Below are 14,438 nucleotides of genomic sequence, written 5' to 3' on the forward strand. Positions count from 1 at the left end.
GGCAAAAGCGGCGGCAGGGAGGGGCGCCGGGCGTTACTCGTCGTCGTCAACGTCGTCATCGTCGTCGGGCGTTTCATAGGAAGGGCGCTCGTGGACATAGCGCTGGGCGACGTCGACCAGTGCAATATCCAGCAGGAACCGTCGTCCCAGCAGCACCGGATAGTCCAGGTGGGAGCGGTCGTTGAGAGTGAATTCCACCTTCTGGCGGATTGGGCCCAGCGTCATGAGCAGCGAAATCACCGGACGCGAGGCTTCGCCGGTGGCCTGGATGATACGCACCCGGCGCTCAACCGGCGCTTCGACCCACTCGTCGCGGCGCGCTTCGACCACTTCGTCATCGTCTTTCAACGACAGCTTGAAGCGCACCCAGTCGTCACCGTCGCGCTCAAAGTCGGTAATTTCCCGGACTGAAAGCGACGACGTCTTGGCGCCGGAATCAATGCGCGCCTTGAGATACGTCTCAAGCTTGGGCAGGCCGACCCATTCGCTGCGGCCCACCAGCGTCTTGGTGCTCAGCAGGCTGTCGGCTTCGCAGGCCTTGCGGATTACCTGAGGCTCGCTTTCCTGGCGGGCCTGCAGCGCCGCCACGTCGCCGCGCAGGCGGCGCAGAAGGCCGCCGAGCTCGCGCACGTCGGCGGTCATTTCCTGGCGCGAGTCAAGCTGATCCTGCCGCATGGCGGAGGTATCGCACTGGCGGGCAATACGGCTTTCCAGCTCACCCATGCGCATCCGGAAGTCCGGTTCGGTCAGCGGAGCAGGCGAGGATGTTTCGTGTGGTGTCATGGAACAACCGACCAGCACGAGCGAGAACATCGCTAGCCCAACAAAACCGTAACGCATAGTGAACGTATCCTGAAGCCGTAGAGAAAGGGAATGATAAAGACAATGCGGTGGAGTTGTCCATCGGTGCAGACAGAGGGCACATCGTTTCGCTCAGCGACTACACCCGTCTTGAATAAGGGTCTACGCTTTATATACAGCGGCTTCTGAGGTATTCGGCGGAGACATGCCGTTTTGTCTCGCCATTGACGGCAAGCACTTTACGCAAAAGGGCGTCAGGGGGGGGACCATGGAACAGCGTAACATCTTCGTCGTGGGGCTTAATACCTTCAACCGTGAGCGCCTTGAGCAGCTGCGGGGCGCCAGGAACTATCGCTTTCACGGCGTCATCGCACCCGAGGAGGTCTACGAGACGGATTTTTTCCCCATCGAGGACATGCTCAACCGGGCAGAGGCTCAGCTGCGGTCATTTGACGGGTCCGTCGATGCTATCGCGGGGTATATGGATTTTCCTGTCTCGACCATGCTGCCGCTCTTATGCGAGCGCTTCGGGACCCGCTCCACCAGCCTCGAAAGCCTACTCAAATGCGAGCACAAGTATTGGAGCCGCCTGGCCCAGCGCGAGGTGATCGGCAACTACATCCCGCGCTTTACCGCTTTCGATCCCTTCGATGACAGGGCGCTGTCGCATATCGGCGAGGAGGGGCTGTGCTATCCCTTTTTCGTCAAGCCGATCAAATCCTCCGGCTCGCGGCTGGGCTTTCGCATCGACAAACCCGAAGACTTCACCGCCGCGGTGAAGCGCCTGCGCGACAATATCGGTCTGATTTCCGGGCCATTCAACTATGTGCTCGACCAGGCCAACCTACCCCGGGCAGTGCGCGACGTCGATGGCGGACATTGCATGGCCGAGGAGATCATTGGGGGCTGGCAGTGTACCGTCGAGGGCTATGTCTACCAGGGCAAGGTTGTCCCCTACGGCATCGTCGATTCGATTCGCTATCCCCGAGTCTTGAGCTTCTTCTGTTACCGCTACCCCTCGCGCCTGCCGGCGTCCATCCAGGACAAGATGCGCGAGCTGACCGCTACCATCATGCCCCATATCGGCTACGACAATGCCGCCTTCAATATCGAGTATTTCTGGGATGAGGTGCAGAACTGCATCTGGCTGCTGGAAATCAATGCCCGCATCTCCCAGTCGCACTGCGATCTGTTTGAGAAGGTCGATGGGATCAGTAACCAGCAGGTTACTGTCGACCTTGTCTTGGGCAAACTGCCCGATATGCCATCGCGCCATGGCGAGTTCGCCGTGGCAGGGAAATTCTTCTACCGGGTGTTCTTCGTCGATGCCGTGGTGACCCGGGTGCCCAGCGAGGCGGAAATCGCGGCCTTGCAGGAAGAATACCCGGGGACCCTTATCGCGTTGCAGGTCGAGGTCGGTGTGCAACTCTCCACGGTGCTGGAGCAGGATAGCTACAGCTTTGCCCTGGCCTATATCTGGATGGGGGCAGATAGCGACGAGACGCTCGAGGACAACTATCGGCGCCTGGCCGACCGGCTGCACTTCGAGTTCGCAGACATCGTGGAACAGGAAAAGCGCTTTACGCAACACTGACCAAGAAACGCTTCACCGAAAACCAGCACCCGGGAGACATCCGCTTATGCATATCGTCAGCGACTTTCCTCGCCAAATTCAAGAGGAAGAAACCTGGATCACCCTGGCGGATGGCTGCCGTCTGGGCGTACGCATCTGGCGGCCGGTGGATGCGGAACGCCATCCGGTGCCGGCGATTCTCGAATACCTGCCTTACAGCAAGCGCGACCACACGGCGCTGCGCGATGCTCAGATGCACCCTTACTGGGCGGGCCACGGCTATGCCGGGGTGCGCGTGGACCTTCGCGGCAGCGGCGAGTCGGATGGGGTGCTGACGGACGAATACTTGCCGCAAGAACAAGAAGATGGCGTCGAGATTCTGCGCTGGCTGGGCGAGCAACCCTGGTGTACCGGCAATGTCGGCATGGTGGGCATCTCCTGGGGAGGCTTCAACGGTTTGCAGATCGCCGCGCTGCAGCCGCCGGAGCTAAAAGCGGTGATTACCCTGTGTTCCACGGATGATCGTTACGCTGACGACATTCACCATATGGGCGGCTGCCTGCTCGGCGACAACCTGTCCTGGGCGTCGACTATGTTCGATGGCAACGCCTCTCCGCCGGACCCGGCGCTGGTGGGCGAGCGCTGGCGCGACATGTGGCTCGAGCGTCTCGAAGGCAGCGGTTTGTGGCTGATCAAATGGCTCGAGCATCAGCGCCGCGACGCGTACTGGAAGCATGGTTCAGTGTGCGAGGACTTCTCGCGCATTCAGTGCCCGGTGTATGCCATCAGCGGATGGGCCGATGGTTACTGCAACGCCGTATTTCATCTGCTCGCCGGGCTTGACGTGCCGCGCAAGGGGCTGGTGGGTCCCTGGGCGCACAAGTACCCGCACCTGGGCGTGCCCGGGCCGGCTATCGGTTTTTTACAGGAGTCATTGCGCTGGTGGGACAAGTGGCTGAAGGGCGAGGAGACCGGCATCATGGACGAGCCGATGCTGCGGGTCTGGATGCAGGACTCGGTGCCGCCCTCGGCACGCTACGACACGCGCCCGGGTCGCTGGGTGAGCGAGCCGACCTGGCCATCGCCGCGTATCGCGACGCACACGCTGCGCCTGACCGATGGCCATGGTCTCGAGCCCGAGTCGCCTGACTCGCCGCCCCTGGCACCCGCCGATGAAGCGCTGTTAGCGATTAGCTCGCCGCTCTCCGTGGGCCTGTATGCCGGCAAGTGGTGCTCCTACAATGCGCCGCCGGATCTGCCCCATGACCAGCGTGACGAGGACGGCGGTTCGCTTATTTTCCAGACGTTACGGTTGAAAGAGGCCATCGAGATTTGCGGCCAGCCCGAGGTCGAGCTCGATATCGAAGCCGATCAGCCGGTCGCCATGGTGGCGCTGCGTCTATCCAATATCGCCATGGATGACAAGGCAACCCGGGTCTCCTACGGACTGCTTAACCTGACACATCGTGACAGCGATGAGTTTCCCGAACCGCTGACGCCGGGCAAGCGCTACCGCGTACGCATCAAACTCAAGCACATCGCCCAGCAGTTTGCCGCGGGGCATGCCATTCGTCTGTCGCTATCCACCAGTTACTGGCCCCTGGCCTGGCCGTCACCGAAGCCGGTCAAGCTGACGATCAACCCCGCTGCCAGCTATTTGCGGCTCCCTTGTCGCCAACCGCAGCCCAGTGAGGAGGCATCACTGCACGCCTTCGGCGAACCCGAAGGGGCGCCGCCGCTAGCGCGGACTCTCACCCGGCCAAGCCAGGAAGAATGGCGAGTGATTCGCGACCTGGCCAGCGACAATAACTTTCTCGAGGTCATCAACGATGAGGGCAGCTATCGCCTGGACGATATCGACCTCACCGTCGCCGCCCAGGTAGTCGAGCGCTATCGCTATTCCTATGACCACTACGACAGCCTGAGCGGCTGGACCGAATGGCAGCGCACCTTCCAGCGTGGCGACTGGAAAGTGCGGACCGTGACACGCACACTGATGACGGCCGACGCCGAAAATTTTCATCTGCATGCGACGCTGGACGCCTACGAAGGGGAGAATCGTATCTTTTCCAAGATCTGGGATGAACAGATCCCGCGAGATCTGGTTTAAGCGGTATGGGCGAGAAGCCTGGGGACGTATGAAAGACACTGCAGCGCGGTCACTCCGCGGACTTATGGTGCAGTATTTAACATAATATATATTATGCGAACTTATGGCACCTACCATGCCATGACCAAGCGCGCCGTCTTCTAATATCGGATACACGAAAGCCCCGCCGAAGCGAGGCTTTCGGTTGCCGGCAGACAACGGCCGGCGCCTACCGTCAGGCAGCGTTGGCGATAATTATTCGCCGGCCGGCGCGTAAGAGCCGTCTTCGCGGTGATTCTCGTTGCCCGTCAGCCCCGGTGTGAACACACAGGCCAGGTGCATGGTCTTGGAAGCGCGCAGCAGGTGCTCGTCGTGCTGGTCGAGGATATAGATATCGCCCGGCTTGATCGGCCAGATCTTGCCGTCGGCCAGGGTTTCCACCTCGCCTTCGCCTTCCATGCAGTACACGGCCTCGAAGTGATGCTTGTAGTGGATATGGGTTTCGGTGCCCTCGAAAATGCGCGTGATATGAAACGAGCAGTGACCGCCGTCGTCGGCCAGCGACAGGCGCGTGCTGTCCCAGTTGCCGTTTGCCGCGGTTACCTTGCGGTCTGTCTTGCGGGCTTCTTCAAGATTGCGAACGATCATAAGATGAGCTCCAAAAAAAACGGCCCGCTACCGGGCCGCTGGCAGAATGTTGAGACTAGGTGTGCCTGGAAAGTCATTGCGCTGTTAATCGCCACCTCGTGAAAATTAACAGGCAAATGAATAATAGCAGCGTTAGCTGCCGATCACCTCTTTCACCGCGGTTTCGAGGATGGAAAGGCCTTTCTCCAGCTCTTCGTCGGTAATGGTCAGGGGGCACAGGCACTTGACCACTTCGCCATCCTGGCCGCTGGTTTCGATGATCAAGCCGTGCTCGAACGCCTTGCCGGAGATCTTGTCGGCAATGTCACCGGACTCCACGTCGATACCGCGCATCAGGCCACGACCGCGCTCGCTCGCCGGCATGCCGGCGTCGGTCAGCTGGGAGGCCAGCTTCTGGAAGCGCTCTTCGACGATCTTGCCCTTGCGCTGCACGTCCTTTTCCAGGGTGTCGTCGGACCAGTACTGCTTGATCGCCGCCGCTGCGGTGATCATGGCCAGGTTGAAGCCGCGGAAGGTACCGTTGTACTGGCCGGGCTCCCACTGGTCGAGCTCCGGGCGCATGAGAACGTGGGAGAACGGCAGGCCAAAGCCTGACAGCGACTTGGAGTTGAGAACCATGTCGGGCACTACGCCTGCGTGCTCAAAGCTGAAGAACTTGCCGGTACGGCCGCAGCCGGCCTGGATGTCGTCGATGATCAGCAGGATGTCATTATCGTGGCAAATGCCTTCGAGGCGCTTGAGCCACTCGAGGCCGGAAACGTTGATACCGCCCTCGCCCTGTACGGTCTCGACAATGGCCGCCGCCGGCAGGTCGAGGCCGCCGGACTTGTCGCCGAGCAGCTTCTCAAAGTAGTCCAGCGTGTCGATGGCGTCGCCCATGTAGCCGTCGTACGGCACGAAGCTTCCGCCTACCGTGGGTACGCCGCCGGTATTTTCGCGGAATTTGCGGTTACCCGTGGGAGCCAGCGCGCCCATGGTGACGCCGTGGAAGCCGTTGGTGAACGCCACAATGTTGTGACGCTGCTTGACCTTGCGCGCCAGACGAATGGCCGCTTCCGTCGCGTTGGTGCCGGTGGGCCCCGGCAGCTGGATCTTGTAGTCCAGATTGCGCGGCTTGAGGATCAGCTCCTCGAGGGCTTCAAAGTAGTCGCGCTTGGCCGACGTCCACATATCGAGGCCGTGCACGACGCCGTCGGTGGCTAGATAGTCCACCAGCGCCTTTTTCAGGTCCGGGTTGTTGTGGCCGTAGTTGAGCGTGCCTGCCCCGGCCAGAAAGTCGATGTATTCGCGGCCGTTTTCATCGGTCAGGCGTGCGCCCTGGGCCTTGCTGAAAACCACCGGGAAAGAGCGTGAATAGGTGCGAACATTCGATTCCATGCGTTCAAACGTCTGGGTCTGCATGAGCGATCTCCTTTTTGGATCGTGTTCCGGACAATAAACAGGATGATGCAAAACGGGTTATGCAAAACGAGTTATGCAAAACAGAGTTAGCGGCTGCCACTGCCGACAAGCCCCACCGCCCCGGGATCAGGCCAAAAGCGCCCGACCCGACAGGTTGAACGGGGTCATGTCTGAATGGCATCCGTTTGGAAAGGACCGATGCGTACAAGGTTTTCCGGATCGTGCTCGCCTCCCAACTGCTCGGTCGAAAAGTATTCACGACTGTTCAGCGGCGTCTGCCAGCGTGCTGCCAAGCGACGGAACAGCCCCCAGGATGCCATGTTATCCGGGGTGATAGTGGTTTCGAGGTGATGTACGTCTTCAAGCTCCGGACGCGTCATGATGGCCTCTACCAGACGGCGAGCCAAGCCCGTTCCCCGGGCCTTTTCGCCAACGGCAACCTGCCAGAGAAAGAACGTGTCCGGGGCGTTATCCTTGACGTAACCGGAAACGAAGCCCACTACCTCACCTTCTTCATTGGTCGCTACTGCACAGGTATCACGAAATTGAGTAGCAAGCAAAAGGTAGGCATAGCCGGAGTTAACATCCAGCGGCGGGCAGGACTTGATCAGCTCATAAATCCCCCAGCCGTCTGCCGCGTTGGGCTTGCGGATAAACAGCGGCATTTCCGCCCGGCCCACCACGGCATCGGCAACGGTGGGCTTCACAAGATCGGCGGAGGGCGTAAAGGGCTGTATTGGTTTATTCATGTAGTTACTTCGCTGTTGCGATGTCGAGTCAATGATAACAGTCGCTTGTGGTGAGTTCAAAAGCGCTATTATTCACCACGACCTTTTCCATAATTTTATTTTATAGCTTGCCGCGACGTTTTATCGCCCTGCCGTCTCAGCGACGGCTCAGCGTACGCAGCGTGACAAACTCTTCGGCGCTGGTGGGATGAATGCCCACGGTGCGATCGAAGTCGGCCTTGGTCAGGCCGGCGCCCACGGCGATGGCGATGCCCTGGATCAGCTCGCCGGCATCCTCGCCCACCATGTGGGCCCCGACGACCACGTCGCTGGCATCGTCGACCACCAGTTTCATCAGCGTGCGCTCGCCGCTCCCCGAGAGCGTGTGCTTCATGGCCCTGAAATCCGTGGAATACACGCGAATATTGTCGTTGGCGTCTCGCGCCGCCTCTTCCGAAAGGCCCACGGTGGCGATATTGGGATGGCAGAATACCGCCGTGGGAATGGTCGAGTAGTCCAGCGGCGGCGGCGTTTCGCTCTTGAAGTGAATATCCACCAGCTGCATAGCCTCCGCCAGCGCCACCGGCGTAAGCTCCGGCGTATCGATCAAGTCGCCCAGGGCCAGAATCGAGGGCACGGCGGTTTCAAACCGCTCGTTGACCGGCACCTTGCCCTGGGCGTCGGGGGTAATGCCCAGGGTATCGAGCCCCAGCCCCTCGATATTGGCGTGGCGGCCGGTGGCGGCAAGCACCGTGTCTACCTCGAGCACCTCGCCGTCGGTGAGCGTCACGCGGTAGCCGCCGCTGCCCTTCTCGATCTGAACGATATTGACGTTGAAGTGCAGCTGGACGTCCTTACGCTGCATTTCGTCCCGGGTGAATTCGCGCACTTCGTGGTCAAAACCGCGTAGAAACAAATCCCGCCGGTAGATCAGGTGCGTGTCGCTGCCAAGCCCGCTGAAAATACTGGCAAACTCCACGGCGATATAGCCCCCGCCCAGCACCAGGAAGCGCTCGGGAAAGGTGTCCAGATCAAAGACCTGATTGGAATCGACGACGTATTCGCAGCCGGGGAAGTCCGGCACCCAGGGCCAGCCGCCGGTCGCTACGAGGATCTTCGCCGCGGTCACGCGCTGCTCGCCCTGATCGCTGACCAGCATGACCGTATGCGCATCGACTACCGTGGCCCGGGCGTTGAACAGGGCCACGCCGGCGTTTTCCAGCAGGCGCTGATAGATGCCGTTCAGCCGCTTGATCTCGCCTTTCTTGTTCTCCCGCAGGGTGGGCCAATCAAAGCGCGCCGGCGTATCGAGCTCCCAGCCAAAGCCCGCCGCATCGTCGAAGCTGTCGTGGAAGTTCGCGGCGTAGGAATACAGTTTTTTGGGCACGCAGCCAACGTTGACACAGGTACCGCCCAGGTAGCGGTCTTCGGCGATACCTACGCTCGCCCCTTCCGCCGCGGCCATGCGCGCGGCGCGCACGCCGCCGGAGCCGGCGCCGATAACAAAAAGATCATACTCATAGGATGCTGCGTCTGCCATTATATGCTCCTGTGCGATGGCACTTGTCGATACTTTCTGCTGGTCGACACCAGCGACCGTACCGGCGTTTATGCTGCCGCTACGCTAGCAGCGTATGCCGGGAACGTCACGGGGTATTCCGGGCGCCAGGCCCGCCCTCTGCTGCCGTTCTATCATTTTTGCTACCTACCGAGACTATTAGCCGAGATTCTCATGCCAGACTCGTTGAACCACCTTCTGGACAACAACCGCGAATGGGCCGAGCACATCTGCGAGGAAGACCCCGATTACTTTGCCCGCCTGTCCCGCCAGCAAAATCCCGATTACATGTGGATCGGCTGTTCGGACAGCCGCGTACCGGCCAACCAGATCATCGCCCTGCCGCCGGGGGAAGTGTTTGTCCACCGCAACGTGGCCAACCTGCTCAACCACACCGACATGAACGCGCTTTCCGTGGTCCAGTACGCCGTGGACGTGCTCAACGTCAAGCACATCCTCATCGTCGGCCACTACGGCTGCGGCGGCATCAAGGCCGCTATCGAGGGCGGCGAGTGCGGCATGGTGGATTACTGGCTGCACTCGGTGCGCGAGCTTTATAACCGCCACCGCGACTCCCTCGACCACCTGCCGATGAGCGAACAGGTGGATCGCATGTGCGAGCTCAACGTCAAGGCCCAGGTCAACAGCCTGTGCCGCACCAAGATCCTCCAGCGCGCCTGGCAGCGCGGCGAGGAAGTGGCGGTTCACGGCTGGGTTTACGGGCTCAGCGACGGCCGAGTGAAAAACCTCAACTGCACCGTCTCCGGGCTCGATCAGGTAGAGACCCTCTACCGCATCGATCGCCTGGCGCCGAGCGACTGAGCCGGCCGCTACCCGCTACGCCACCGGGCAGCTGACGCCGGTGCCTTTCAGGCCGCAGTAGCCGCCCGGGTTTTTCGCCAGATACTGCTGGTGATAGCCCTCGGCGTAGTAAAAGTACTCCAGCGGGCGGATCTCGGTGGTTACGTCGCCGCGCCCCGCCTGCTCAAGGGAGGCCTGAAACGCCGCGGCGCTCTGCTCGGCCGCGGCCCGCTGGGCCTCGGTGGTCGTCAGAATGAGCGAGCGATAATGGGGGCCGATGTCGTTGCCCTGGCGGTTGCCCTGGGTCGGATCGTGGTTTTCCCAGAACGTTTTGAGCAGCGTCCCGATACCGAAGACCGCGGGGTCATACACCACCTGCACCGTTTCGGCGTGGCCGGTGCGTCCGGTGCAGGTTTCTTCGTAGGTCGGGTTGGGCGTCTGCCCCCCGGCATAGCCCGCCGCCGTGACGAACACCCCGGGCAGCTCCCAGAAAAGCTGCTCTACGCCCCAGAAACAACCCATGCCCACCACGATGACTCCGTGCCCTTCGGGGAACGGCGGGTGCAGCGGCGCGCCGCTGACGGCGTGGGTTTCGCTGGTGCTGATCGGCGTTTCGCGCCCGGTAAGCGCGCCGGAAAATAGCGTCATACTGTCTTTCCTCCGTCTTCTAAAGGCTTACTCTCACGTCTGACTCCTGCTCGGGCGCCGATGTTCAATTGTCGTCCTCAAGCACCCGAGGATTGCCCTTGCGGCTGAACTGGTAGATCAGATCCACCGCCTGGCTGGTGCCGGACACCGCCTGCAGGTACAGATCCCGCCACAGGGTGTAGCGCAGCGTGAGCTCGGCAATGGGCGAGAAAATACCCACGCCATAGCTGACCCGCAGCCTGTCGCTCAGCTGACCGCTAACCGCCACCTGGCTGTCGTCCCCGGCACCGGTGGTATCAAGGGTCAAATCCTCGATGCCGAAGGCTTCGCCCACCGAGCCCACCGCGCCGCCGGCGCGGCCAAGCGACATGCCGATCAGCGCGGTGGTCAGGGCGCTGTCCAGGCCGCCACCGGAGGCATCCGGCGCGCGGCCGCGCAGCAGGTACGACAGCGCCCGGGTTTCGTCCATGGCCGGCTCCGAGAAGATGGCGATATTGGGCTCGGCGGCAATCCCTGTCACCCGCACCCCGGCGATCACATCGTCTTCGGTCACCTCGGGGTTGCGAATCGCTTCGAAATCCAGCGACGGCAGCCCCGGCGGGCCGCTGAAGTAGATTTTACCCCGGCGGATCAGCAGGTCCTGGCCGAACGCCTTGAAGCGGCCGTCTTCCAGGTTGACGTCGCCAAAGAGCTGCAGCCCGCCGCTGTCCTGGCGCACCTCCAGCGAACCGGCAAGGCCGGACTCCAGCCCGTAGGCGGAGATCTCCATATCGCCGCCCAGGGTAACGGTCAGGTGCACGTCCATAGCCATACCGGCGCTTTCCAGCTCGTCGGCGGCGCTGGGCGCGTCGGGGTTGCGGCGACGCTGCCGGGCTGCACGCTCGGCTTCCTTGTCCTCGCGCTCGGTAATGATGACTTCGTCGGCGCTTGGGGCCGTGGCCGAACGGGGGATTTCGCCGACTTCCAGCCGGGCCCAGGGCACGCTGACGTCGCCGCGCACCTGCAGCTGCTCGGGCGTGGCGCGGATGCGGATATCCGGCGAGGCCTCCAGGCGGCCAAACGCCGGCAGCGTCACCAGCAGCGGCGAGGCGGCGTTGAGGTTAACGCTAACCCGCCAGGCATCGCCGCTCGGCCATACGGCGTCGCCGTCAATATCCAGCCGGCCGCGCTCGGCGTTGAGGAAGCCGTCGATGCTGCCGCGCTCGCCGTTGAACGAGACGTTCACTTCGCCGTCGGGCACGGAGACGGGGATATCCGGCCCGGAGGCGTTGATGCCGGTTAGCTCAAGCGCGCCCTGCAAATCGGGCTGCCGCGTGGAGCCGCCGATGTTGACCTGGCCGTGCAGCGTCCCGGCAAGCTCGTCCATCCCTACCACCAGCGGCCGATACGGCTCCAGCGTGACCCCGTTGATCGTCAGCGCGCCGTCGAGAGTGCCGGCGCCCAGCGGATCGTCCACGGCCACCTGCAGCCGGGCGTCTCCGGCCTCGGCAAGCGACAGCGTAATATCGGCGCCCGCCCGGGCGGTATCGGCGTCCAGGTCGGCGTCCAGGCTGAGCTGCGGAAGCTCCACCGGCTGGCCGTAGTCGTTGAGCGCGGTGATCGATAGCCGACTTGCCAGCTGGCCGTCGGCCTGCCAGCGGGCTCCGCCCGCCGACCACGAGGCGGTCAAGTCCGCGGTGGTATCGCCGTCAAGCTGCCAGCCCTCGGGCAGAAACGGCTCGGCGGCGTCCATGGGCACTTCGCGCAGGGAAAGCGACGCTTCGCCCTGCTGCGCGGAGGCCGTCAGCGGCTTTTGTGAGCACACCACGCCGCCCTGCTCCCGGCGCAGGCAGAACGGCGTGAGCTCAAGCTCGCCGCGGCTCAGGGCGTAACGGATATCCACCGGCGATTCCAGGCGCACGTCCCCGGCGCTTGAATCGGCCTCCAGCGTCGAGAGCGTGCCCTGGTAACGGCTACGCGCCTGATCAAGGCCGCCGGACAAGGCCAGTCGCGCCCGGCTCAGGGTATCGTTGTCCGCTCCGCCCCGGGCCTCGAGCGTGAGCCGGTGCCGAGACAGCTTGCCGTCAAGGTCGAGCATCACGCTTTCGAGGGCCTGCCCGCCGGCATCAACGCCGGCAAGCTCCAGCCCCACGTCGAGCGCGGGATCGTCAATGCCGCGCACGTCGGCGTCAAGGCGCAGCCGCCGCAGGGTGTTGTCGGCAAAGCGCAGCGCGTCGCCGTTCAGCTTGGCGGTGACCTCGGGCGCGGTGAAACTCCCCCGGGCGGTGATGTCGCCGGTCAGAGTACCGCCAAGCTCCGCGGAAATGCTGTCCAGCTCGCGCAGGTCGATATCGGCGTCGAGGTCGATATCGCTCTCGCTGACCCGGCCGCGAGCGTTCAGGCGGTTGTCGCCCTGGGCGAAGTCGAGCCGGCGGATATTCAGGTTCAGGTTGCTGTTGGCCTCGAGCGCGGCGTCAAGCATCAGCGGATAGCCCTGGAGCGTGCCGTCGATGTTCAGCCTCGGCACGTCAACCGCCCACTGGTCGTCGAGCTGGCGCAGGCTGAACTCGGCGTTGCCGCTCAGCCGGCCTTCCAGCGCGTCGACAAAGCGGTGGGGATCAAAGTCGTCCAGCGCAAGCGTGGCATCGACGCGAAACGGCGCCTGCCACTCCACCTGCCCCTGGCTGCTCAGCCGGCCGTCACCGGTGTCGACGTCGAGTGAATCCCAGGCAAAGCGGGTGATATCGCCGCTGCCGGCGAGCGCCACGTCGGTTTTAGGCACCTCTGGCCCTTCGGCCTGAAAGCTGAGCGTCGCTCGATAGCCTTCCAGACTGCCGCTGGCGGCGAGATCCAGCGCGCGCAGGTGATACGGGCGGACGTCTTCCTCCGCCTTTGCCGGCGGCTCGGGGGCGGGTGCGGGCGCCGCTTCTACCGCCGCCCCGGCATTCACCGCCGTGCTCTCGGCAAGCGCGGCGGCATCTCTAGGCGGCAGCGGCCACTGCAGCGCTTCGCTTTGCAGGCGCAGCTCGAACGGAATCGCCGGAGCCAGAAGATCGGCGCTGGCGCTAAGGCGCGCGTTCACCGTACCGCTGGCGTTGAGCTCGGCGTGCAGATCGTCGAGCGCGCCGGAAAGCTCAAGCGTCAGCTCTTCGCCGCTGAGCTCGGGCATGAGCTCGGGCAAAAACAGCACCAGGTGAAGCCTGGCCGATAGCGGATAGGCATTGCTCAGGGTGGTGTTGGCGTCAAGCCGAGCGCTGGCGTCCGGCGTGACCAGGTTGAACCGGGTCAGGGTGATCCGATCGCCGTCGCCTTCGAACCCCAGGCGCAGCTCGTTGACGGTATAGTCGGTCACGCCGCTGACCACGAAGTCCTCGACTTCGAGTAGCTCAAGGTTGACGTTGACCGGCAGCCTGATCGCGGGCAGCTCCAGGGGCTTTCGCGCGGCGAGGGCTTCGTCCAGAGGGACAGACGCATCGGCGGCTTCCGTCGGCGCCTCGGGCAGCGTTTGCACCGCAATGGCGGCGTCGATGCCTTCGGCATAAAGCGGCGTGTCCACGCTTTGGGTCAGGCGCACCCCGGGGCTTGGCGGCAGGTACAGGCGCGGCTTTTGCAGCCTGGACGGCGCCACCTCGATCTGGCCGCCCTCGGCGGTCAGGGCACTGTCAAAATGCGCCCAGCCAAGGCGGGTGCCGTTGCCCAGCTGGACGCTGACGTCGTCCAGCACAAGCCGGCGCAGCTCCACGGGAAACGGCAGGATGATCTCCCCGGCCGGGGCGTCGTCCTCGGGCTCGGACGCAGGAGCCTCCTTCTCTGACGGATCCAGGCGAATATCGGCGCCTACCACGCGCAGGATGTCCAGGCACAGCCGGCCCGACAGCAGGCAGTCGTCGGCCCAGGCAAGCTCGAACTCGTCCACCCGGGCATGCACGCCGAGCGCGTCCATGGCAAAGCCTTGCAGGCGAAATTCGTCCAGCAGCCCGCCTTCGTGGTGCTCAACGCGGATCAGCTCGTGTTTCTCCGCCTGGGACAGCAGAAAGCCGGTGCCGAAAGGCGCAAGGGCAAGCCCCAGAACCAGCAGCAGCAGGGCCACAAGCCATAGCGGCAGCCAGAACAGCAGGCGCACCAGCGCCCAGGCGGTCTGACCGGCGCGCTGCCGGCCGCTCATCCGGCGGCGCCCGGCCGACGGGGGTCGAGTATCAGGCACGCGCGCCT

At 63.2% G+C, this 14,438-nt stretch carries 10 protein-coding genes; 3 read left to right on the forward strand and 7 right to left on the reverse strand.

Annotated elements, in window-relative coordinates; translation table 11 throughout:
* Positions 1-33: 33 nt before the first annotated feature.
* Positions 34-783, reverse strand: a complete 750-nt coding sequence (locus tag ACZ46Y_RS07720) for an ATP-dependent zinc protease family protein (protein ID WP_446497133.1) — start codon at positions 781-783, stop codon at positions 34-36.
* A 286-nt stretch (positions 784-1,069) separates the two neighbouring features.
* Between ACZ46Y_RS07720 and ACZ46Y_RS07725 the strand changes: the two genes are divergently transcribed.
* Together ACZ46Y_RS07725 and ACZ46Y_RS07730 are read left to right on the forward strand one after the other, a co-directional pair.
* Positions 1,070-2,395: an ATP-grasp domain-containing protein gene (locus tag ACZ46Y_RS07725; protein WP_311952873.1), complete on the forward strand. Its 1,326-nt coding sequence runs from the start codon at positions 1,070-1,072 to the stop codon at positions 2,393-2,395.
* A gap of 46 nt (positions 2,396-2,441) precedes the next feature.
* Positions 2,442-4,484 carry a CocE/NonD family hydrolase gene (locus tag ACZ46Y_RS07730; RefSeq protein WP_311952877.1) on the forward strand — a complete coding sequence of 681 codons (2,043 nt, stop codon included), beginning with the start codon at positions 2,442-2,444 and terminating at the stop codon, positions 4,482-4,484.
* A 234-nt stretch (positions 4,485-4,718) separates the two neighbouring features.
* Here ACZ46Y_RS07730 and ACZ46Y_RS07735 read toward each other — a convergent pair whose 3' ends face one another.
* The 4 genes from ACZ46Y_RS07735 to gorA form a co-directional block, all read right to left on the reverse strand.
* Positions 4,719-5,111 (reverse strand): ectoine synthase, encoded by a 393-nt coding sequence (locus ACZ46Y_RS07735; RefSeq protein ID WP_311952880.1) that lies wholly within the window; start codon positions 5,109-5,111, stop codon positions 4,719-4,721.
* 132 nt (positions 5,112-5,243) lie between these two features.
* On the reverse strand, positions 5,244-6,512 hold the full coding sequence (gene ectB, locus ACZ46Y_RS07740) for a diaminobutyrate--2-oxoglutarate transaminase (RefSeq protein WP_311952883.1): 1,269 nt from the start codon (positions 6,510-6,512) through the stop codon (positions 5,244-5,246).
* Between the two features lie 164 nt (positions 6,513-6,676).
* Positions 6,677-7,261, reverse strand: a complete 585-nt coding sequence (gene ectA / locus ACZ46Y_RS07745) for a diaminobutyrate acetyltransferase (protein ID WP_311952885.1) — start codon at positions 7,259-7,261, stop codon at positions 6,677-6,679.
* A 136-nt stretch (positions 7,262-7,397) separates the two neighbouring features.
* On the reverse strand, positions 7,398-8,780 hold the full coding sequence (gene gorA / locus ACZ46Y_RS07750; protein ID WP_311952887.1) for a glutathione-disulfide reductase: 1,383 nt from the start codon (positions 8,778-8,780) through the stop codon (positions 7,398-7,400).
* Positions 8,781-8,972: 192 nt separating this feature from the next.
* On the opposite strand from gorA, the gene can reads away from it, so the two are divergent.
* Positions 8,973-9,620 (forward strand): carbonate dehydratase, encoded by a 648-nt coding sequence (can, locus tag ACZ46Y_RS07755; RefSeq protein ID WP_311952889.1) that lies wholly within the window; start codon positions 8,973-8,975, stop codon positions 9,618-9,620.
* Between the two features lie 15 nt (positions 9,621-9,635).
* On the opposite strand, the gene msrA is transcribed toward can, so the two are convergent.
* Both msrA and tamB read right to left on the reverse strand, forming a co-directional pair.
* Positions 9,636-10,247: a peptide-methionine (S)-S-oxide reductase MsrA gene (gene msrA / locus ACZ46Y_RS07760; RefSeq protein WP_311952891.1), complete on the reverse strand. Its 612-nt coding sequence runs from the start codon at positions 10,245-10,247 to the stop codon at positions 9,636-9,638.
* A 64-nt stretch (positions 10,248-10,311) separates the two neighbouring features.
* Entirely contained in the window at positions 10,312-14,430 is a 4,119-nt protein-coding gene (gene tamB / locus ACZ46Y_RS07765) for an autotransporter assembly complex protein TamB (RefSeq protein ID WP_311952894.1), read from the reverse strand.
* Positions 14,431-14,438: the final 8 nt, after the last annotated feature.

It is taken from the genome of Halomonas garicola (assembly GCF_055382465.1).